The 20,183-nt window shown below is 47.8% G+C and carries 21 protein-coding genes and 1 pseudogene; 8 read left to right on the top strand and 14 right to left on the bottom strand.

The features are described 5' to 3' along the window. Positions 1-317 precede the first annotated feature (317 nt). Positions 318-974 (top strand): ATP phosphoribosyltransferase, encoded by a 657-nt coding sequence (gene hisG, locus MJO57_RS08590; RefSeq protein WP_252024537.1) that lies wholly within the window; start codon positions 318-320, stop codon positions 972-974. Then, positions 974-1,741, top strand: coding sequence for a histidinol dehydrogenase (hisD, locus tag MJO57_RS08585; protein WP_371924805.1), 768 nt, complete (start codon positions 974-976; stop codon positions 1,739-1,741). Before hisG ends, hisD (MJO57_RS08585) begins: the two co-directional genes overlap by 1 nt. On the opposite strand, the gene MJO57_RS08580 is transcribed toward hisD (MJO57_RS08585), so the two are convergent. Beyond that, positions 1,702-2,736, bottom strand: a complete 1,035-nt coding sequence (locus MJO57_RS08580; RefSeq protein WP_252026884.1) for a transposase — start codon at positions 2,734-2,736, stop codon at positions 1,702-1,704. The genes hisD (MJO57_RS08585) and MJO57_RS08580 overlap by 40 nt on opposite strands. A 68-nt stretch (positions 2,737-2,804) precedes the next feature. Between MJO57_RS08580 and hisD (MJO57_RS08575) the strand changes: the two are divergent. Beyond that, a pseudogene (gene hisD / locus MJO57_RS08575) lies at positions 2,805-3,410 on the top strand (histidinol dehydrogenase); the annotation flags it as partial. A gap of 38 nt (positions 3,411-3,448) precedes the next feature. On the opposite strand, the gene MJO57_RS08570 reads toward hisD (MJO57_RS08575), so the two are convergent. Further along, a complete protein-coding gene (locus MJO57_RS08570) occupies positions 3,449-4,558 on the bottom strand; it encodes a S1C family serine protease (RefSeq protein WP_252024535.1) in 1,110 nt (369 codons plus the stop codon). Positions 4,559-4,663: 105 nt separating this feature from the next. Between MJO57_RS08570 and MJO57_RS08565 the strand changes: the two genes are divergently transcribed. Then, positions 4,664-5,431, top strand: coding sequence for a Nif3-like dinuclear metal center hexameric protein (locus MJO57_RS08565; RefSeq protein WP_252024532.1), 768 nt, complete (start codon positions 4,664-4,666; stop codon positions 5,429-5,431). Positions 5,432-5,522: 91 nt separating this feature from the next. Here the strand turns inward: MJO57_RS08565 and MJO57_RS08560 are convergent, their stop codons facing one another. The 9 genes from MJO57_RS08560 to MJO57_RS08520 form a co-directional block, all read right to left on the bottom strand. Further along, positions 5,523-6,911 (bottom strand): agmatine deiminase family protein, encoded by a 1,389-nt coding sequence (locus tag MJO57_RS08560; RefSeq protein WP_252024521.1) that lies wholly within the window; start codon positions 6,909-6,911, stop codon positions 5,523-5,525. 264 nt (positions 6,912-7,175) lie between these two features. Beyond that, positions 7,176-7,781, bottom strand: a complete 606-nt coding sequence (locus MJO57_RS08555) for a transposase (RefSeq protein WP_252026988.1) — start codon at positions 7,779-7,781, stop codon at positions 7,176-7,178. Continuing rightward, complete coding sequence (locus tag MJO57_RS08550; RefSeq protein ID WP_252024507.1) at positions 7,771-8,067, bottom strand: transposase; 297 nt, start codon at positions 8,065-8,067, stop codon at positions 7,771-7,773. Before MJO57_RS08550 ends, MJO57_RS08555 begins: the two co-directional genes overlap by 11 nt. A gap of 350 nt (positions 8,068-8,417) precedes the next feature. Continuing rightward, complete coding sequence (locus tag MJO57_RS08545; RefSeq protein WP_252019928.1) at positions 8,418-8,684, bottom strand: DUF6444 domain-containing protein; 267 nt, start codon at positions 8,682-8,684, stop codon at positions 8,418-8,420. A gap of 50 nt (positions 8,685-8,734) precedes the next feature. Further along, positions 8,735-9,334 carry a transposase gene (locus MJO57_RS08540; RefSeq protein WP_252024505.1) on the bottom strand — a complete coding sequence of 200 codons (600 nt, stop codon included), beginning with the start codon at positions 9,332-9,334 and terminating at the stop codon, positions 8,735-8,737. 92 nt (positions 9,335-9,426) lie between these two features. Further along, on the bottom strand, positions 9,427-9,672 hold the full coding sequence (locus MJO57_RS08535; protein ID WP_252024503.1) for a hypothetical protein: 246 nt from the start codon (positions 9,670-9,672) through the stop codon (positions 9,427-9,429). Further along, positions 9,656-9,898, bottom strand: a complete 243-nt coding sequence (locus tag MJO57_RS08530) for a hypothetical protein (RefSeq protein ID WP_252024501.1) — start codon at positions 9,896-9,898, stop codon at positions 9,656-9,658. Before MJO57_RS08530 ends, MJO57_RS08535 begins: the two co-directional genes overlap by 17 nt. Continuing rightward, positions 9,846-10,247: a DUF6444 domain-containing protein gene (locus tag MJO57_RS08525; protein WP_252024499.1), complete on the bottom strand. Its 402-nt coding sequence runs from the start codon at positions 10,245-10,247 to the stop codon at positions 9,846-9,848. Before MJO57_RS08525 ends, MJO57_RS08530 begins: the two co-directional genes overlap by 53 nt. 249 nt (positions 10,248-10,496) lie before the next feature. Then, complete coding sequence (locus tag MJO57_RS08520) at positions 10,497-11,495, bottom strand: transposase (protein ID WP_252024497.1); 999 nt, start codon at positions 11,493-11,495, stop codon at positions 10,497-10,499. A 125-nt stretch (positions 11,496-11,620) separates the two neighbouring features. Between MJO57_RS08520 and MJO57_RS08515 the strand changes: the two genes are divergently transcribed. Continuing rightward, positions 11,621-12,982 (top strand): ISNCY family transposase, encoded by a 1,362-nt coding sequence (locus MJO57_RS08515; protein WP_252017318.1) that lies wholly within the window; start codon positions 11,621-11,623, stop codon positions 12,980-12,982. A gap of 169 nt (positions 12,983-13,151) precedes the next feature. Here MJO57_RS08515 and MJO57_RS08510 read toward each other — a convergent pair whose 3' ends face one another. Then, positions 13,152-13,565, bottom strand: a complete 414-nt coding sequence (locus tag MJO57_RS08510) for a transposase (protein ID WP_252024495.1) — start codon at positions 13,563-13,565, stop codon at positions 13,152-13,154. A gap of 365 nt (positions 13,566-13,930) precedes the next feature. On the opposite strand from MJO57_RS08510, the gene MJO57_RS08505 reads away from it, so the two are divergent. Both MJO57_RS08505 and MJO57_RS08500 read left to right on the top strand, forming a co-directional pair. After that, a complete protein-coding gene (locus tag MJO57_RS08505; protein ID WP_252017470.1) occupies positions 13,931-15,589 on the top strand; it encodes a transposase in 1,659 nt (552 codons plus the stop codon). A 257-nt stretch (positions 15,590-15,846) separates the two neighbouring features. Further along, on the top strand, positions 15,847-16,761 hold the full coding sequence (locus tag MJO57_RS08500) for an anaerobic C4-dicarboxylate transporter family protein (RefSeq protein ID WP_252024493.1): 915 nt from the start codon (positions 15,847-15,849) through the stop codon (positions 16,759-16,761). 99 nt (positions 16,762-16,860) lie between these two features. On the opposite strand, the gene MJO57_RS08495 is transcribed toward MJO57_RS08500, so the two are convergent. Next, positions 16,861-18,378, bottom strand: a complete 1,518-nt coding sequence (locus tag MJO57_RS08495; protein ID WP_252017502.1) for an IS1182 family transposase — start codon at positions 18,376-18,378, stop codon at positions 16,861-16,863. 80 nt (positions 18,379-18,458) lie between these two features. Between MJO57_RS08495 and MJO57_RS08490 the strand changes: the two genes are divergently transcribed. Then, positions 18,459-18,881: an anaerobic C4-dicarboxylate transporter family protein gene (locus MJO57_RS08490; protein ID WP_252024491.1), complete on the top strand. Its 423-nt coding sequence runs from the start codon at positions 18,459-18,461 to the stop codon at positions 18,879-18,881. 83 nt (positions 18,882-18,964) lie between these two features. Here the strand turns inward: MJO57_RS08490 and MJO57_RS08485 are convergent, their stop codons facing one another. Then, a complete protein-coding gene (locus MJO57_RS08485) occupies positions 18,965-20,098 on the bottom strand; it encodes an IS66 family transposase (RefSeq protein ID WP_252024489.1) in 1,134 nt (377 codons plus the stop codon). Positions 20,099-20,183: the final 85 nt, after the last annotated feature.

Genomic DNA, 20,183 nt, shown 5'->3' with positions numbered 1-20,183 from the left:
AGGTACTGTTGGCTTTGGCCTTAAAGGATATTGGTCGGGCGACAGCATGAGCTCGCCAATATTAAACGACACAAGTTAAATTTCTATTAACATTGCTGCCCCTCCTAAGCACATCTCCCTGTATCTATGTTATTATCCCGTCTTGTTCGCCAAGAGCATCCTGACTGGTGATACTCTTTGGCGGCAGGATGCGTTATCGGTAAATACCAATAACTGGACAAACGATAAATAACGACTCATAGATTCTTGATTGTACAGTTCTTCGACCTTCGCCATTGTTTAAAAACGCATTATAAGTAAGGAAGCCTGAGAGAAGTATGTCGAGCCAGATCACCATTGCGCTGTCCAAGGGGCGCATCCTGAAAGAAACTCTTCCGCTGTTGCAAGCTGCAGGTATTGAGCCTGCTGAAAACCCGGATAAAAGTCGCAAACTGGTGATTGGCACCACCCATCCCCATGTAAATCTGTTGATCGTCCGGGCCAGCGATGTGCCAACCTATGTGGAGTACGGCGCTGCTGATATGGGCGTTGCCGGTAAGGATGTACTGATGGAATATGGCTCCTCGGAACTGTATGAGCCTCTGGATCTGAACATTGCCCGGTGCAAATTGATGACGGCGGGAAAAGTTGGGGCACCAAAACCCTGCGGCCGACTTAAGGTAGCCACGAAATTTGTCAATATTGCCAAGCAGTACTACGCCTCCCGGGGTATTCAGGCTGATATCATTAAACTCTATGGCTCCATGGAGCTGGCGCCACTGGTTGGTCTGGCAGACATCATTATTGATGTGGTGGATACTGGCAACACCCTGCGGGCAAATGGTCTGGAGCCTCAGGAGCTGATTGCGCAGATCAGTTCCAGAATGGTGGTCAACAAGGCATCCATGAAAGTGAAGTACAGGCTGATTGGTCAGTTACTGGCTCAGCTGTCCAGAACCATAGAAGAAGCCAGTGCTGTTGAGGAAATGGTGTAATGTCGGCAATATCAGAAATAGCAACCCCCATTCAGCTGGACTTCAGCAGTCCGGAGTTTTCATCTCAGCTGGACGCCCTACTGGCCTGGGATTCAGTGTCAAACAACAGCATCCAAGAGCAGGTCAAAGCCATTATTGATCAGGTGCGCAAGCAGAAAGATCAGGCCGTCATGGAATATACCCGTCGTTTTGATAAACGCCATGTGACCAGTGTGGATGAACTGACTCTTGATGCTGATCGCCTGCAACAGGCGCTCAATTGTATTCAGCCTGAGCAGCGGGCAGCGCTGGAAACCGCCGCTAACCGAATTCGTGATTATCATCAGCATCAGCAGCAGAACTCCTGGAATTACCGGGAGAGTGATGGCACGTTGCTTGGCCAGCAGGTTATGCCGATGGATCGGGTTGGTCTGTACGTTCCCGGTGGCCGTGCATCCTATCCATCATCAGTATTAATGAACGCCATACCCGCTGCAGTTGCCGGTGTGCCAGAAGTGGTGATGGTGGTTCCCGCGCCAGAAGGAGAGCTGAATGAGCTGGTACTGGCAGCGGCAGCAATTGCCGGAGTCAGCCGGGTGTTTACCATTGGTGGTGCACAGGCAGTGGCCGCTTTGGCTTATGGTACGGAAACGATCCCACAGGTGGATAAAATTGTCGGTCCCGGCAATATTTATGTCGCTACCGCCAAGCGGGAAGTTTTTGGCCAGGTTGGCATCGATATTAGGACTTACGCATTGATGACACCGATAAATTTTGGTAGGAGGTGATCCTTCCCCTTTGCAAAACTCTCAATGAAAGCGCCTATTGTCTCTTTAAACAGCCCCCGTTGGTGCTGATAAATATTCGTAAACTCCTGCTCTATCTGCATTTTCTGGAGATAAACAAAAGCTAAAATTGCAGCAAATATATGGTTTCTGACGGGTCGTTCGCTGCGAACCTGAAAGTGCTCAATATGGCAAACCTGCTTGATCGCCCTGTGAAACTGTTCGATCTGCCAGTGCTGGTCATGGATCTGCTTGAAGTCATTGCGTTCAAAAGGGACTTCCTCTGGCAAGTAAACCACGTAGTGGCGACGCTGGTCTTTTAGCATCGTCCTGAACAACCGGATCTTACCGAAGTCTTTGAGCCATACATCCAGACCATTGTCGGGGATGTCGAGGTGTTGAACCTGCTGCCATTTACCTTTTTCCAGTGATACTGTCCTGTTTTTCTCAACGGCAAACATAAACCCAGTCTGATGGTTTTTAATCGTCTTCAGGTTAGTCGTGCAGCTGTACCAGGAGTCACCGGTAACGAACGCTGGCTTCAGCCCCCATACCAGCACTTCAATCAACATTTCACGGAAGTAGTCGTTTTTTGTCTTGTCTTCCGATTTGTCGTATATCCTGTAATTCACCGGCATATGGCGCCCGGATACGTCGGTGTAATAAAGGGTGATGAGGTTAACTCCCTTAACCACTCGGTGATGTTTACCCGACCAAAAGTGGCCAACCAGTGCCACGGAGTAGCTATAAGGTTTGTCGAGCACGCTGTCATCAACGCTCAGGGTGCCGCCAATAGGGTTTAAACTTTTGACTGCTTCATCGTACATATCTTTGGGCTGATAGTTTTCACGCTTAAGAAAGCGGTTTGCGCTATCGTGAGAAAAGTCGGTAACCTCGGCCAGTCTTGTGCATGTTGATGATTTTGGCTCACTAATCAAAAAGCCAATGTATTTTGCAAGAGTGCATCGTGCAGTGGTCGGTCGAGTGGTAGTTCTCACTTTCATCCCTGAAGACATCTGTTTTTTGGCATTATCAAATTTTAGAGCCTGTTGTCAATGCGTAAGTCCTAGATATGATTGCCGGCCCGTCAGAAATACTGGTGGTTTGTGATGGTCAAAGCAACCCTGACTGGATCGCCATGGACCTTTTCTCCCAGGCGGAGCATGATGAAGATGCCCAGGCGATTCTGATTTCACCGGACCGGGGCTTTCTGGAGCAGGTTCAGGAGAGTATCAATCGACTGCTGCCAACCATGGAGCGGCGGGATATTATCAAAACATCGCTTAATAAGCGGGGCGCTTTGATTGCCGTTCCTGACCTGCAATCCGCCTGCGAGCTGGTGAACCGTATTGCACCGGAACATCTTGAGTTGTCTGTCGCAGAACCTGAGCATTGGTTACCAAAAATACGCCATGCCGGTGCTATTTTTATGGGCAGATACACGGCAGAAGCCCTGGGAGATTACTGTGCCGGTCCGAACCATGTGCTACCCACATCAGGAACCGCTCGATTCTCTTCGCCATTAGGTGTTTATGACTTCCAGAAGCGCTCTTCAGTGATTCAGTTTTCTGCAAAAGGGGCATCAAAAATGGGGAAAGTGGCTTCTGTTCTGGCCAGAGGTGAGTCACTGACCGCCCATGCACGTTCAGCAGAATATCGAATTAACGATTAGATACTGATATTAGGTTTCCAAGCTGGTTTTCTATATTTTCAGTTAACAATCTTCGGTCGTGTGGTTGCCTGTGCTGTTAACTCAATTGCTTCTCCATTTCTTAACACCTGCATGGTCATCTGCTGCCCCGGTGGAATACGGGCTACCATATTCATTACCTTGCGGCCATCCCGTGTGCTCTGGCCATTAATACCGGTGAGAATATCGCCGCGTTTCAAACCAGCTTTGTCCGCCGGGCCATCTTCATAAACCCCGGTAATTAAAATGCCAATTTTTGTGCTGACACCATAGGCCTCTGCCAGTGTCGAGCTGAGTGGCTGCGATTCAATACCCAGCCAACCCCGAATCACACGACCGTATTTGATAATGGAATCCATAACAAAGCGGGCCATATTAGAGGGAATAACAAAGCCAACCCCTTCACTGCCACCACCACGGGAAAATAACAACGTGCTGATGCCAATCAGATCACCATAGGCATTCACCAGGGCACCACCGGAGTTGCCGATATTGATGGCAGCATCGGTCTGAATAAAATCTTCATAGGTATTCAGTTGCAGGTCATTCCGGCCAGTAGCACTGATGATGCCCATGGTCACGGTCTGTCCCAGTCCGAACGGGTTGCCAATGGCCAGAACCACATCGCCAATTTCTGCGCTGCCAGAGTCCACCAGGTCCAGATAGGGCAAATCTTTCAGGTCGATTTTTAACACAGCAAGATCGCTTTCCGGGTCAGTGCCAATAATAGTGGCTTTGACCTCCCGGCCATCGCGCAAGGTAATCATCAGCCTGGCTGCATTCTGAATCACATGGTGGTTGGTCAGGATATAACCTTCCGGGTCGACAATAACGCCGGAGCCTTCGGGGGTGTTACGGGTATGGGTTCTCTGGGGCAGCGGCAGATTGCTGTCACCGCGCTGTGACAGGCTGCTGGTAGAGATACTGACCACAGCAGGCGCTGCCTTTTTTACCGCATCGCTGTAGGAAACCTGACCGGTAAAATTGAAAATTCTGGATGACTGCTCAATAAGTCGGTTGCGGGATTTTTCTGAAAGACCACCTAACTCTGGCTTGATCAGGAGAACCGTGAACGCAGTGAACAGTCCGATAAGGATGGGTAAGCCAACCGACTTAAGCAGTTTTTTCATTCGGAGCCCATGGGAAATGCAGTTATGTGATTATAATGAGTCAACAGAATCTAATATACAGCGATGCATAAGGGGAGAGAACCGATGGCGCCAACATCACAGGATATGACATTAAAAGAAATGGTGGCATTACTGGATCAGGAATTACAGCCCGGTCTTTTCAAAGACTACTGCCCTAACGGCATTCAAGTCGATGCCAGCCGGGCCGCAGACTCCCCGATAAAGAAGATAGTCACGGGGGTTACCGCCTGTCAGGCGCTGATTGATCGTGCGGTTGAGCTGCAGGCAGATGCCATTCTGGTTCATCATGGCTATTTCTGGCGTGGTGAAGAGGCCGTGATTACGGGTATTAAACGTCGGCGCATTGAAACCCTGCTGGCTAACAATATCAGTCTGGTCGCCTATCACTTGCCATTGGATGCCCACCCGGTCTTTGGCAATAACGCCGAACTTGCCCGCCTGATGGATTGGGATGCAGTGGGCGGAATGGAACCGGGCGCCAAATTGTCTGTTGGTAATTGGGGTACCACAGGGCGAAAGCTGTCTCTGGATGAACTGCGTCAGGACATTTCCAGCAAGCTGGGAAGAGATCCACTGGTCATTGCCGGAGGGGACCATCCCATCAAAACCATCGCCTGGTGCACCGGCGCTGCCCAAAACATGATTGATAAGGCGCTGAACCTGGGGGTAGATGCTTACGTCAGTGGTGAGATTTCAGAGTCAACGGTGCATTTTGCCAGGGAAAATGGCATTCATTATATTAGCGCTGGCCACCATGCTACCGAGCGTTATGGCGTTCAGGCACTGGCTCGCTGGCTGCATGATGAAACGGGCATTGTGCATGAGTTTGTTGATATAGATTCTCCGGTGTAATTACCGTGAGTTGTTTCCGGTGAGTTGTTTCCGGCAAGCTCCCGGAAGGTAACGTGAAAGTTGCTGTTCGGCATTTTTTTACCACAGCCTTTCACGACATACCGGAAGTTTCTGGCTTGTTGTTGCCGATTTTAGGGTACGTCACCATCGAACAATGAATGGACCCCATCAAGGAATGAGAGAGCGTATTGCTCCTGAACTTATAAGCCCTCAAGCCAAAACTCCGGTAGATGTCCATTGCCCTTTTGTCTGCCTTTTTATCCCCATACACGGGGACAAATACCTTGCCATTAATGATCACACTGTTGAGGTAACTGGCATGTCTACCTTTTGCCCTGGGCATCATGGTAACCTTATAACCGAGCCTGCGAAGGATTGGCCGATAAGGTGGCCGGTCGGTGATGATATTCTGGTCATCAATGATTTTTATTACTTCATCTACATGACCCACCTTTGTCTTGTTTCTCAGTCGGGTGAGCCGTTTACAGCCATAGTATTTTCTGAATACTGCATCATTGAAGCCTGACTGCTTTAACATTAATTTGTTGTTAACGGTAAAACAATTGCCCTTACTGTCAGCAAGCAAGTTGCCACCTTCAAATAGATATGGATGAGACAACAGGGTAGCGTTGAAAAAGTTGGCAACTGCCTGATCAGGCTCAAAACGTTTATAGTATTTCGCGTCAACCAAGACAAGACTCCCATTTTCGCCATAAACCGGTATGGGAAGGCCGTCCCGAGCCCAGTATCTGGTCACCGAATTGCCGGATACTTTTAAAATATGAAGACGCGTTGTGTCGTTAAGAGCAGGTTGGAATATTTCACGGGTTCGTTCAGGGTTGCCGGAGGTATAAGCAATCAGATGAACATCCTGTGGAAGATTGCGCGCAATCTTTCTCTTGATTGCCCTGGATTCGCCATAAGCCCTGCCTATGAAGTCGGTGTCGCTAAATGCCAGATAGCCCGCTGGTTCAAATTCTGCATAAGGTCGCTCTACGATCGGTTCTACTGCTTTCTTTTCAGGCGTGGCTACCGTGGATTTTTGATGGTTGTTCATTACTGTCGATGGGGTGATCGTTGACGGAGTTGGCCGCTCAGTGGGTAACTGGCTGTCAGGTGCCATTGCCATTGTAATGCTCTGTGATGGCAGGGCAGGCAGGCTGGTGGAAGAATCATGAGTTAACGGTTGCAGACTGTCTGAAGAAGGTTGCGCTGTTGACGTTAATGCCTTATACCAGTCCGGCGTAGTCGGGGGGGGCTCTGTCACCGATGTCGGCAATTCTGAGACTGATTTTGCCATCAACTCAATAGTTGTGGGGCTTAAGCTCTGGCTGGGTAACAGGCTGAACGCTGGATTGATTGGGGAAATATTGCTATTGGCTATTGCTGAACTGCCTGCATTTGGGGAGAGCATGAGTTCTCTTGTCAGGAAATAGCCTCCAACACCCGCAGCCGCCAGACCAAGGGTAGATGCCAGCACTTTTTTTGGATTGCTGACAACCCAGTTTGAAAACCGGGACCGTGAACTCTGATGGTCGCTATTTATCTGGGCATCCGCATTGGTTGTGCCTTGTCTGATGATTGCCTGATTGGTTGCCGGGATGAAGCTGACATGGGTTGCTTGCATTGCTTTACTACCTAGTTCTCGTCCAAAAACGCATCAGGCAATCATAATTAGATTGTACGTGCGTTTTGATATTTCCTGAAATTCCAGAGAGCCGCAAAAACTCTTCCCTTTTTGTAACTATTCAGCACTGAGCAAAGGCATATTACAGTAATTCCGAACAGCTCTATGAAGTGATTGATATATGTCCATTCCCTGTTTTCTGGCAGACGACAAATAGCTGCGAATCCGTGCAAACATAGAACCACCGTCTGCACTCCTGAAGCAGCCTGAGATTTTCTGCTTTAACTTGGCCATTCGAACATCCCGCTCACTGCCATTGTTATCGAAGGGAATGGTAAAATCTGACATGAAGCGCAGTGTCTCAGCCTTGAACTCAGTGAGTCGTTTGAAGAGATTGTAAGCTTTAGTATTCTTGACTTTCTTGCGCTTAAGCTCCTCTCGTTGCTTCTCCATATAGACGACTTCTTTCATTAGAGCCCGCTGAAGCAACCGGTCATAAATCTTCTCGATTCGTTCACAGACAACACTTGGCATCTGTAGCATACCTATGGTCTTAAAGCCCTTGCAGTAATGCCAGGAAAGCCTCAGTAGCTTCATCAATCGCAACGCCAGTTGATTGCTGTCCCTATCAACAACACCCAAAAGCTCCCTCAGGTGATGGGCATTGCAAAGTACGTGAGTTGCCGCATATGCAAAATAGGATTTCCAATGATCATGAACCAGAACGCCTGCAAATGTTAGCAGTATGCCATCGTGTCCATGGCCTCACGACCTCGCTTTTCAGACAGTAGTAGAGCGTCCATTGTTCATCCCGCATAACGTGTAGCCAGTGCAAAGAGCCCTCGGCCCGCATACCCGTTTCATCGGCTCCGGCAACAGACGATTCCCGCAAGGCGTCACGAATAACCTCTTCAGTAGAAGCCAGATTTTCATAGGTTCTGGCCACAAAATTGGCGACAGTGCCTGCACTTACACTCATTTTATAGAGAGTATTAAAATACTCTGACACGCGCTTAAAAGCAGGAAATGGTATTGGTTAAGATAGACGGCCATAGCCTGTGTGGCTGAGCCATATTGTGCGGCGCGGTAACACCTTCCGGGAATTCAGCCTGATTCCGACAACCACAAGTGCAGATTTTTACTTCAGCTCTATGGGCCGTTACTTCAAATTCACCGGTCTCCCTGGTTCAAACACCTGTCGTTCAATATATTTGACCGGCTCACTATCAAGAAGAGACGCCTGACATTTATTGCATTCTTTAACCGGAAAGGTACTCAATATAGTCAGGGATATCGACCTGTTTAAGACAAGTGCCCTGATGCCTTTCTTTCCACCGGCTTTATTACCAGAAGACTGTCTCAGACTTTTAGGATTGGGTTTTCATCCGATGGATCGGTACCTTTATCTGCGGAAAGGTCGTCAGAATGATCTGGAGAATTACTGTTTTTACAAGGTTTTTGATAACCATCAGACGATGGCGGCTTGCTGCTGTTTTGACTGTTCTTGCCAACCTTTTCTTCCAATTCTCGACATCGCTCTTCCAGACAGGCAACTCTCATCCGCAGCTCTGCATTCTCTTTCAAGAGAATCTCAGCCGACATAGTTGCGGGTAGTTCTGGAATCATGCTGGCGATATTGTGGAAAAATGGTGCTTAAGAGGATGGTATAAAAGTAACTATTCAGCACTGAGCAAAGGCATATTACAGTAATTCCGAACAGCTCTATGAAGTGATTGATATATGTCCATTCCCTGTTTTCTGGCAGACGACAAATAGCTGCGAATCCGTGCAAACATAGAACCACCGTCTGCACTCCTGAAGCAGCCTGAGATTTTCTGCTTTAAACTTGGCCATTCGAACATCCGCTCACTGCCATTGTTATCGAAGGGAATGGTAAAATCTGACATGAAGCGCAGTGTCTCAGCCTTGAACTCAGTGAGTCGTTTGAAGAGATTGTAAGCTTTAGTATTCTTGACTTTCTTGCGCTTAAGCTCCTCTCGTTGCTTCTCCATATAGACGACTTCTTTCATTAGAGCCCGCTGAAGCAACCGGTCATAAATCTTCTCGATTCGTTCACAGACAACACTTGGCATCTGTAGCATACCTATGGTCTTAAAGCCCTTGCAGTAATGCCAGGAAAGCCTCAGTAGCTTCATCAATCGCAACGCCAGTTGATTGCTGTCCCTATCAACAACACCCAAAAGCTCCCTCAGGTGATGGGCATTGCAAAGTACGTGAGTTGCCGCATATGCAAAATTAGGATTTCCAATGATCATGAACCAGAACGCCTGCAAATGTTAGCAGTATGCCCATCGTGTCCATGGCCTCACGACCTCGCTTTTCAGACAAGTAGTAGAGCGTCCATTGTTCATCCGCATAACGTGTAGCCAGTGCAAAGAGCCCTCGGCCCGCATACCCGTTTCATCGGCTCCGCAACAGACGATTCCCCGCAAGGCGTCACGAATAACCTCTTCAGTAGAAGCCAGATTTTCATAGGTTCTGGCCACAAATTGGCGACAGTGCCTGCACTTACACTCATTTTATAGAGAGTATTAAAATACTCTGACACGCGCTTAAAAGGCAGGAAATGGTATTGGTTAAGATAGACGGCCATAGCCTGTGTGGCTGAGCCAATTGTGCGGCAGCGGTAACACCTTCCGGAATTCAGCCTGATTCCGACAACCACAAGTGCAGATTTTTACTTCAGCTCTATGGGCCGTTACTTCAAATTCACCCGGTCTCCCTGGTTCAAACACCTGTCGTTCAATATATTTGACCGGCTCACTATCAAGAAGAGACGCCTGAACATTTATTGCATTCTTTAACCGGAAGGTACTCAATATAGTCAGGGATATCGACCTGTTTAAGACAAGTGCCCTGATGCCCTTTCTTTCCACCGGCTTTATTACCAGAAGACTGTCTCAGACTTTTAGGATTGGGTTTTTCATCCGATGGATCGGTACCTTTATCTGCGGAAAGGTCGTCAGAATGATCTGGAGAATTACTGTTTTTACAAGGTTTTTGATAACCATCAGACGATGGCGGCTTGCTGCTGTTTTGACTGTTCTTGCCAACCTTTTCTTCCAATTCTCGACATCGCTCTTCCAGACAGGCAACTCTCATCCGCAGCTCTGCATTCTCTTTCAAGAGAATCTCAGCCGACATAGTTGCGGGTAGTTCTGGAATCATGCTGGCGAATATTGTGGAAAAATGGTGCTTAAGAGGATGGTATAAAAATCAGAAAATTCCAGATTTATGTGGGGGTGCTGAACAGTTACTATAAAAATCAGAAAATTCCAGATTTATGTGGGGGTGCTGAACAGTTACCCCTTTTTTTCTCTAATCTGGGACGGATATTGGAGAAAAACGCGAAAAGCAGGCAGAAAACATCCTCCCACCATGCTGGAAAGGTACTTTCATGTAGCGTGGAGGTGGCTATCAGGATGGTGCCGGGTGTCTGGCCAGAATCACCAGGTTGTAACAGACCACCGATAACCAGCAATGAGAATCAAAACGCTCAGAACTCTTGCAGTGGCAACGTGATAGCCCAAAACATCTCTTTAGCCACGAAATTCCCGCTTCAATACCTGCCCGGAAGCGAAAGAGCGTTTTATACACATACTGACTTTTAGTCATCTCTTCGACTTCAAGTCCGCGCTTCTTATTAAAAGCTACATCGCTGATTCCCATGGCCTTGGCTTTTTCCAAATTAGCGCGACACGCGTATCCGCCGTCACCGCTTGTCTGGCGAGGTACACGACCATAAATTTCTTTTTGTCTTTCCATCATCGGAATGAATTGGTCCGAATCCGCTGGGTTACCTTCCTCAATAACCAGGTCCAGGATCAATCGACTTTTTCCCTGAACCAGGTTCAGTTTATGGCCATACTGTACTTGCCGCCTGTCTTTTACGATGATATCCGTATGGGGTTCATACAGGCTAACCACTTTTTCCTGGGCTGGCACCTTTTCACCCTTAAAGACCCTGCGCTCTGTCTGGGAGACTATTGCATCCACCAGGGGTAACAGGTGATCCACATCGGCCTGCCACTTGTCGGCATCATCAGCCAGGAGACACTGCCCCTGCTGACGGGCGTTTGCTAGCGTGACAGTAGCTTCGATAAGTACCTTCCGGGATTTTCGGGTCAACTGCAGCAGTTTTTTATAATGCTGATGCCGCTCTTCTTTGCCAGCGTAGATGCATTTTCTGGCCGCATCTTTTACGGCTCGGTTGTGATGGGTATATTCATAAAGCGGTGTCGCTGTCAGTGTTTGTCCCCGTTCCAGCAGCCGACAAATTTCTTTAACGGAACTGGCTAAAAGATCACTGTCGCAAGGAGGTTTGATATCCGATTCGGTGACTGTGCTGTCAATAGCCACAGTGCGCCCTTTTTCAATACCCTGATCTTTAGCGGTCATTAGCTGGTTCTCGTCCAAAAACACAACCAATTGAAAACTGTAGATTTTATCCTGAAAAATTAAGTGGAGCCCTACTGCTATCTGGCGACTAAACTTCCCAAGAGCAAGAAACATAAGGGATTGCCAAAAACAGAGGACTCCAAATGCGCAAAAAACGCAACCCGCAGTGTAGTATGGAACTCCATTACGTACCTCATGAAATCTGCTCCCAGCTTTCCGGTATCTCGCAATGGCTTGACGCCCATCCACAGTTCAATGACTGGATTTATGAGGACTTAAGTTCTGGTGATAAACAGAACACTGGGCGGAACGGACTATCAGCAGAATCCGTTCTTCGTGCGGCACTCCTGAAACAGTATTTGAATTGTGATTATGACTACTTGTCGTTTGTTTTGATGGACTCCATGCTCTTTCGAGACTTTTGTCGCCTCGAACCAAACCAGCGCCCCAGTCGCTCCAGTTTGCATGGGCTCATCAGCCTTCTTACTGCATCTACATGGGAACGGATTAATAACTGTCAGCTAATGACCGCTAAAGATCAGGGTATTGAAAAAGGGCGCACTGTGGCTATTGACAGCACAGTCACCGAATCGGATATCAAACCTCCTTGCGACAGTGATCTTTTAGCCAGTTCCGTTAAAGAAATTTGTCGGCTGCTGGAACGGGGACAAACACTGACAGCGACACCGCTTTATGAATATACCCATCACAACCGAGCCGTAAAAGATGCGGCCAGAAAATGCATCTACGCTGGCAAAGAAGAGCGGCATCAGCATTATAAAAAACTGCTGCAGTTGACCCGAAAATCCCGGAAGGTACTTATCGAAGCTACTGTCACGCTAGCAAACGCCCGTCAGCAGGGGCAGTGTCTCCTGGCTGATGATGCCGACAAGTGGCAGGCCGATGTGGATCACCTGTTACCCCTGGTGGATGCAATAGTCTCCCAGACAGAGCGCAGGGTCTTTAAGGGTGAAAAGGTGCCAGCCCAGGAAAAAGTGGTTAGCCTGTATGAACCCCATACGGATATCATCGTAAAAGACAGGCGGCAAGTACAGTATGGCCATAAACTGAACCTGGTTCAGGGAAAAAGTCGATTGATCCTGGACCTGGTTATTGAGGAAGGTAACCCAGCGGATTCGGACCAATTCATTCCGATGATGGAAAGACAAAAAGAAATTTATGGTCGTGTACCTCGCCAGACAAGCGGTGACGGCGGATACGCGTGTCGCGCTAATTTGGAAAAAGCCAAGGCCATGGGAATCAGCGATGTAGCTTTTAATAAGAAGCGCGGACTTGAAGTCGAAGAGATGACTAAAAGTCAGTATGTGTATAAAACGCTCTTTCGCTTCCGGGCAGGTATTGAAGCGGGAATTTCGTGGCTAAAGAGATGTTTTGGGCTATCACGTTGCCACTGCAAGGGTTCTGAGCGTTTTGATTCTCATTGCTGGTTATCGGTGGTCTGTTACAACCTGGTGATTCTGGCCAGACACCCGGCACCATCCTGATAGCCACCTCCACGCTACATGAAAGTACCTTTCCAGCATGGTGGGAGGATGTTTTCTGCCTGCTTTTCGCGTTTTTCTCCAATATCCGTCCCAGATTAGAGAAAAAAAGGGAAGAGTTTTTGCGGCTCTCTGGAATTTCAGGAAATATCAAAACGAACGTACAATCTAATTATGATTGCCTGATGCGTTTTTGGACGAGAACTAGCTGACAGTTATTAATCCGTTCCCATGTAGATGCAGTAAGAAGGCTGATGAGCCCATGCAAACTGGAGCGACTGGGGCGCTGGTTTGGTTCGAGGCGACAAAAGTCTCGAAAGAGCATGGAGTCCATCAAAACAAACGACAAGTAGTCATAATCACAATTCAAATACTGTTTCAGGAGTGCCGCACGAAGAACGGATTCTGCTGATAGTCCGTTCCGCCCAGTGTTCTGTTTATCACCAGAACTTAAGTCCTCATAAATCCAGTCATTGAACTGTGGATGGGCGTCAAGCCATTGCGAGATACCGGAAAGCTGGGAGCAGATTTCATGAGGTACGTAATGGAGTTCCATACTACACTGCGGGTTGCGTTTTTTGCGCATTTGGAGTCCTCTGTTTTTGGCAATCCCTTATGTTTCTTGCTCTTGGGAAGTTTAGTCGCCAGATAGCAGTAGGGCTCCACTTAATTTTTCAGGATAAAATCTACAGTTTTCAATTGGTTGTGTTTTTGGACGAGAACTACCTATTGAACTGCTGTGGATTAAAAACTGCTTATTTATAATTCAGCACTGTTTCAAGCATTTTTCTTTGAGAGGGGTATAGACGTTCTTATACTAATTTCAATATTGGCATCTATATAAACGTCTATGGTTTATTTGCGTTATTAAGAGAATGATGCACAAAACATGTAATTTCTCAAAAAGTGCTGGAAGCAGGATAATTTCGGTCAGTCGTCTATCCTCTCACCATGGCTTTTCTAGAACACCAGCAGTTACAACCTGAAGATCTACTGAGATTCATCACTCAGCAGCAAGAGCAGATCATTCAGCTCAAAGAGCAGATAGAATTGCTTGAAGCAGAGATTCGTCGTCTAAAAAAACTGCCCGCAAAGCCTGACATCAAACCAAACACCAAACCTCCCGATGATGACACCGGCAGCCCTGATGGAGATCCATCCGCTCCTGAGGGTAACGATGGAGCCAGCCCAGACACCTCGTCAAAGCAGAAGGTTAAGAAGCCCAACGAGAAAACCAGAAAGCAGCGTAAACAGCCCCGAAAGCCATCGGCGGAAAAATCCATACCCATTGCTGCCACTGATGTTCCGGAGGGATCAATCAGGAATGGAACCACCCCTTTTCATGTTCAGGAACTGACAATACAAACATCCAGTATTGAATATCTTTTAGAGCAATGGGTGACACCCGATGGACAAACCATTACGGCCAAACCGCCAGCCAGCCTTCATGGACATCATTACGGGCCAATGCTGCAGGCCTACGTTCTGCACCAGTATCATGGTTGCTCCGTTACCCAGCCAGAACTGCTGGACTGGCTATGGGACATTGGAATCTCTATTTCCAGCGGGGAACTCAGCCAGCTTCTGACGAAAGGACACGAGCAGTTCCATGCTGAGAAAGATGAGCTGTTGACTACAGGTATTCGCTGTTCAAGTTATATCCAGACAGACGACACGGGAACAAGGCATAAGGGGAAGAACGGTTACTGCACCATCATCAATAACGAGTCCTTTGCCTGGTTCGAGAGCACAGACAGCAAAAGCCGGGAAAATTTCGTAAGCCTACTGCACCGCCCATGGTCAACTTACACGTTCACCGACGATGCCTTGATCTATCTGGAAAAACTGGATTACCCCAAAAAGTGGCTACGCGTTCTTAATCCATACAGAGGCGTCACCTTCCTGAGCCATGAAGCCTGGGAAGAATGTATGAAAGACCTGAGACTAACTGGTAGACGGCGCCAGCAGGCCAGTGAAGCCATGATTTATGGCAGCCTGATACAGCATGGAGCAGGACATCTTACCACCTTCAGTGATGGGGCAAGGCAGTTCGACGTTTTCAAACACAGCCAGTGCTGGATACATGCAGAGCGAGGGCTGGCAAAAGTTCATCCGGTCAATGATCAGCAGGCCATGGCTCAGAAATGGCTTCGGACATGGTTCTGGGCCATTTACGATGACCTTAAAGACTTCAAGACAGAGCCAACTGAAAAAAAGGCAATAAAAGTACGACAGGGGTTCCAGGCGCTGATCCAAACCCAAACGTGCAGTGGGCTTCTTCAGGATGCTCTGTCAGGGTTGGCTGTAATCAAGGAAGAGCTATTACTGGTTCTGGATGACCCGAGCTTACCGCTGCACAACAACCTGAGCGAGAGTCAGATACGAGAATATGTTAAACGACGAAAGATCAGTAGTGGGACGCGAAGCGATTTGGGGCGGCAATGTCGCGACACCTTTGCCAGCCTGAAAAAAACGTGTCGCCTGTATGGTCTCTCTTTTTGGGATTATCTGAAAAGCCGACTAATGGGCGATGGGTTATTTCCGAGATTGAGTAACCTGATTGAGGAGGCTTCACGTCATCTTCCGTGTGGTGCTGCCAGCAGTTTTTGAGAAATTACCAAAACATTGCTTGATGCTCTGCCCGGATTTCAGTTTTGACAGGTTACTTGTCGCTTATTGTTAAAGAAAAAGAATGTCTGATAATTTTTGCTATTTTTTGGAAATGATATTTATAAATCATTGATGTTTAATGAAGTGTTGCTGCAAGTCAATTGGTATAAAAATTATCTGCTGTAGACTGAGCCCCTACTTATTTTTCTTATTTTTAAATTTTTTAAACTGTTCGACAGAACGGTTTGGGGGTAATTATGATCTGGCTGCAGTTGGCCGTCGTGATTCTGTGCATCCTGGTGGGTGCACGTATCGGGGGTATCGGTCTTGGTTTGATGGGTGGTGTTGGTCTTGCCATTCTCTCTTTTGTTTTCGGTATTCAGCCGACGTCTCCGCCGATTGACGTTATGTTGATGATTCTGGCAGTGGTCTCAGCTGCCGCCTGTATGCAGGCTGCCGGTGGTATGGACTACCTGGTACAAATGGCTGAACGTATTCTCAGAAGAAATCCAAAGCGTATTACTTTTATTGCGCCGGCGGTCACTTACTTCTTCACCATGTTTGCCGGTACGGGTCACGTCGCTTACTCTGTACTTCCGGTTATTGCAGAAGTTGCCCGCCGTACTGGTGTTCGCCCGGAGCGCCCTATGTCCATGGCGGTAATCGCCTCTCAGGTAGGTATTGTTGCCAGCCCGATTGCAGCGGCCACCGTTGCCATGCTGACTATTATGTCCACAAAGTATGACATTACCCTGGGACAGATTTTGGGAATAACGATTCCTGCAACGATTGTTGGCTTGTTCCTGGCTGCCCTGGTGAGCAATAAGCTGGGTAAAGAGCTGAAGGATGACCCTGAATTTCAGCGCCGCATGGAAGACCCGGAGTTTCGACGCAAGATGGAAGAGACGACCACGGTTTCTGTTGCTGAACTGAAGCCGGGCGCGAAAATCTCCGTTCTGCTGTTCCTGTTAGGCGCCGTTATGGTCGTTGTAATGGGGGCTATTCCTGCTTTACGTCCTCAGTTCAATGGCTCAGCCATGTCCATGGCTCACACCATTGAAATCATCATGCTGGCGGTATCTGCACTGATTGTATGGCTGGGTAAAGCTGATGTTGGTGAAGCAAGCCGTGGTGATGTATTCCTAGGAGGCTGTCCGAGAACTAGCTATTGAAAAAACGAAAGCTTCAGCATTTTCTTGGCTGATCAAATATTGACCTAAATTTAGCCTGTTTTGGGGTAAAAATTGCGTTTTTTACCCTTTTGCTTGCCTTTATGCTGCCATTTTAAGCCTTTTTGCTTCTTCAAGACGGATTGATCCCGTTGAAACCGATTTGACAATTTTTTTGAAATTATAAGCACTGCAGACCAGTGAAAATTCTCCAGCCACTTTTTCCTTACCCCGGACACTGAACCCTCTGAATCCTGAGTTCTTGATTTGGCCAAAAGGCGGTTCCGCAATCACCTTGCGACGCTCATAAACCGCTTTGGCCTCTTTGGTTTCCATTTTGCGGTTCATCGCCTGGCGTATGGCTTCGTGGCGGTCTGTGCGAATCACTTTCCCCGGGTCTTTGTTGTCACCACTGCACCTTTTACGTAACGGGCAATCCCGGCAGATATCTTTACTGACGCGGTAGCTTTTGTGTTTTGCTTTGCTAGCCGTGTTATAAATCAGCTTCTCACCGGCAGGGCAGGTAAAGCTGTCGTCTGCTTCATGGTAAATAAAATCCGCTTTGACAAACTTTCTGTCAGAGTCTTCCAGTCCCTCTGTTGCAGGCTTCTCCTGTCGATCCGTAGCCATGTAAGCGTCAATGTTCGCATCATCAAACGCTTGCAGGTTGGGCCCTGAGTAATAGCCATTATCCTCACTCATTTTGCCAATGGACGCGTTATCTGTTGCTTCTGCAATGGCTTCAAGTGCAGGCTTTACTTCCTGCTTGTCATTGGCATGCTGGCTGATGTGCTGGCCAACAATGATACCATTATCGCTGTCGACGCTGATCTGGGCGTTATAACTGTACTGATAGCCACTGCCTTTTTTACCCATGATCCTGGCATCATGATCAGCAAAGCTGATTTGCTTTTTGTCGTCTATCGGCTTATCGGGATTCAGGGCCTGTTCCCGTTCTTCAAGCGCTTTTTTGGCCTCCTGGATTTTCTCTAACCGTTCCTGCTTGAATTGCAAGTCTTCAGGAATGCTGTAGCCAGTCTCCTGCTGATAAGCATCGTCCTCTTCACTGTCACTGGTTTCGGCTTTTTTAATCAGGGCCTCAACTTCAGCCATTAATTCAGCTTCTTTGGCCTTAAGTCGTGCGTAGCTCATGGCCTTATGCTTTGATGAGTCGGCTTTGAATTTGGAACCATCAAGAGCGATGTGGCCCAGCGAGGCCATCTGTAGTTCCCGGGCGAGCAGCACGCTCTGTTTGAAACTGCTTTTAAAAAAGGTGGCCTGGTTTTTACGAAAGTCACTGAGCACCCGGAAATTTGGGCAGTGCTGTTTGGCGATATACATGAAAGCCAAGTCCTGATTGCAGCGCCGTTCAATCTCCCTGGAGCTGAACACACCATGGCTATAGGCATAGATCAGGATCGATATAATCAGTCGTGGGTGGTAGGCATTCTGGCCAAGATGGTGATACTGCTTTTCCACTTCAGAGGTGTCGATATGCTTGAAGATATCTTCAAAAACGAAGCAATCATGATCTGGTGGCAGCAGGTCGAAGATGTTCGATGGGAACATCAGGTGCTGGTCAAAATCAGCAGGGTTATCTTTGAATTTGATTGATGACATCCGTTTCGGCAACAACAAAGTGGGCAGAAGATGCCTGATTATACTTAATCAGGCTATTCTCGGACAGCCTCCTAGCGGGTATGCGGGCAATCATTGCTATCTTCGGTATTGCCTGGCTGGGCGACAGCTTTTTCGGTGCTCACGATGCGCTGCTGAAAGGCAGTATCTCTGACCTGGTTCAAAGTGCTCCATGGGCATTTGCCATCGCACTGTTTGTTCTGTCTGTGATGGTTAACAGCCAGGGTGCAACCACGTCGACACTGATGCCCCTGGGTGTGGCTCTCGGTTTGCCAGTAGCGTCCCTGGTTGCCATGTTCCCGGCGGTTAACGGTTACTTCTTTGTACCTAACTACGGTCCGATCATTGCAGCTATCGACTTTGACAGCACTGGCACGACTCGTATTGGCAAATACGTGTTTAACCACAGCTTTATGCTGCCGGGTCTGATGTCGGTTGTGTTCTCGGTGATTGCCGGTTTTGTTTTCAGCAGCATTGTGCTCTAAAAAAGCCTTGAACCACAAAGACACGAAGACACAAAGTTTTATATGGGCTTGTCTAAGCTAAGCTTGGCAAACAAAAAAGGTAACTATTCAGCACTGAGCAAAGGCATATTACAGTAATTCCGAACAGCTCTATGAAGTGATTGATATATGTCCATTCCCTGTTTTCTGGCAGACGACAAATAGCTGCGAATCCGTGCAAACATAGAACCACCGTCTGCACTCCTGAAGCAGCCTGAGATTTTCTGCTTTAACTTGGCCATTCGAACATCCCGCTCACTGCCATTGTTATCGAAGGGAATGGTAAAATCTGACATGAAGCGCAGTGTCTCAGCCTTGAACTCAGTGAGTCGTTTGAAGAGATTGTAAGCTTTAGTATTCTTGACTTTCTTGCGCTTAAGCTCCTCTCGTTGCTTCTCCATATAGACGACTTCTTTCATTAGAGCCCGCTGAAGCAACCGGTCATAAATCTTCTCGATTCGTTCACAGACAACACTTGGCATCTGTAGCATACCTATGGTCTTAAAGCCCTTGCAGTAATGCCAGGAAAGCCTCAGTAGCTTCATCAATCGCAACGCCAGTTGATTGCTGTCCCTATCAACAACACCCAAAAGCTCCCTCAGGTGATGGGCATTGCAAAGTACGTGAGTTGCCGCATATGCAAAATAGGATTTCCAATGATCATGAACCAGAACGCCTGCAAATGTTAGCAGTATGCCCATCGTGTCCATGGCCTCACGACCTCGCTTTTCAGACAAGTAGTAGAGCGTCCATTGTTCATCCCGCATAACGTGTAGCCAGTGCAAAGAGCCCTCGGCCTGCATACCCGTTTCATCGGCTCCGGCAACAGACGATTCCCGCAAGGCGTCACGAATAACCTCTTCAGTAGAAGCCAGATTTTCATAGGTTCTGGCCACAAAATTGGCGACAGTGCCTGCACTTACACTCATTTTATAGAGAGTATTAAAATACTCTGACACGCGCTTAAAAGGCAGGAAATGGTATTGGTTAAGATAGACGGCCATAGCCTGTGTGGCTGAGCCATATTGTGCGGCAGCGGTAACACCTTCCGGGAATTCAGCCTGATTCCGACAACCACAAGTGCAGATTTTTACTTCAGCTCTATGGGCCGTTACTTCAAATTCACCCGGTCTCCCTGGTTCAAACACCTGTCGTTCAATATATTTGACCGGCTCACTAGTTCTCGTCCAAAAACGCATCAGGCAATCATAATTAGATTGTACGTGCGTTTTGATATTTCCTGAAATTCCAGAGAGCCGCAAAAACTCTTCCCTTTTTTTCTCT

The organism is Endozoicomonas sp. SCSIO W0465 (assembly GCF_023716865.1).
In the GTDB taxonomy this organism is placed as follows: Bacteria; Pseudomonadota; Gammaproteobacteria; order Pseudomonadales; family Endozoicomonadaceae; genus Endozoicomonas.
Note: the sequence above shows the minus strand (reverse complement) of the source record. Positions and strands in the feature narration are given on the sequence as shown.

Bases quoted from the DNA above. Each gene is read 5' to 3' on its own strand.
- MJO57_RS08565 (WP_252024532.1), top strand. From the start codon at position 4,664: ATGACATTAAAAGAAATGGTGGCATTACTGGATCAGGAATTACAGCCC.
- hisG (WP_252024537.1), top strand. From the start codon at position 318: ATGTCGAGCCAGATCACCATTGCGCTGTCCAAGGGGCGCATCCTGAAA.
- MJO57_RS08505 (WP_252017470.1), top strand. From the start codon at position 13,931: ATGGCTTTTCTAGAACACCAGCAGTTACAACCTGAAGATCTACTGAGA.
- MJO57_RS08535 (WP_252024503.1), bottom strand. From the start codon at position 9,672: ATGGCCGTCTATCTTAACCAATACCATTTCCTGCCTTTTAAGCGCGTG.
- hisD (WP_371924805.1), top strand. From the start codon at position 974: ATGTCGGCAATATCAGAAATAGCAACCCCCATTCAGCTGGACTTCAGC.
- MJO57_RS08495 (WP_252017502.1), bottom strand. From the start codon at position 18,378: ATGTCATCAATCAAATTCAAAGATAACCCTGCTGATTTTGACCAGCAC.
- MJO57_RS08540 (WP_252024505.1), bottom strand. From the start codon at position 9,334: ATGATCATTGGAAATCCTAATTTTGCATATGCGGCAACTCACGTACTT.
- MJO57_RS08515 (WP_252017318.1), top strand. From the start codon at position 11,621: ATGCGCAAAAAACGCAACCCGCAGTGTAGTATGGAACTCCATTACGTA.
- MJO57_RS08510 (WP_252024495.1), bottom strand. From the start codon at position 13,565: ATGCGCAAAAAACGCAACCCGCAGTGTAGTATGGAACTCCATTACGTA.
- MJO57_RS08490 (WP_252024491.1), top strand. From the start codon at position 18,459: ATGCGGGCAATCATTGCTATCTTCGGTATTGCCTGGCTGGGCGACAGC.
- MJO57_RS08500 (WP_252024493.1), top strand. From the start codon at position 15,847: ATGATCTGGCTGCAGTTGGCCGTCGTGATTCTGTGCATCCTGGTGGGT.
- MJO57_RS08485 (WP_252024489.1), bottom strand. From the start codon at position 20,098: ATGCGTTTTTGGACGAGAACTAGTGAGCCGGTCAAATATATTGAACGA.
- MJO57_RS08570 (WP_252024535.1), bottom strand. From the start codon at position 4,558: ATGAAAAAACTGCTTAAGTCGGTTGGCTTACCCATCCTTATCGGACTG.
- MJO57_RS08525 (WP_252024499.1), bottom strand. From the start codon at position 10,247: ATGATTCCAGAACTACCCGCAACTATGTCGGCTGAGATTCTCTTGAAA.
- MJO57_RS08545 (WP_252019928.1), bottom strand. From the start codon at position 8,684: ATGATTCCAGAACTACCCGCAACTATGTCGGCTGAGATTCTCTTGAAA.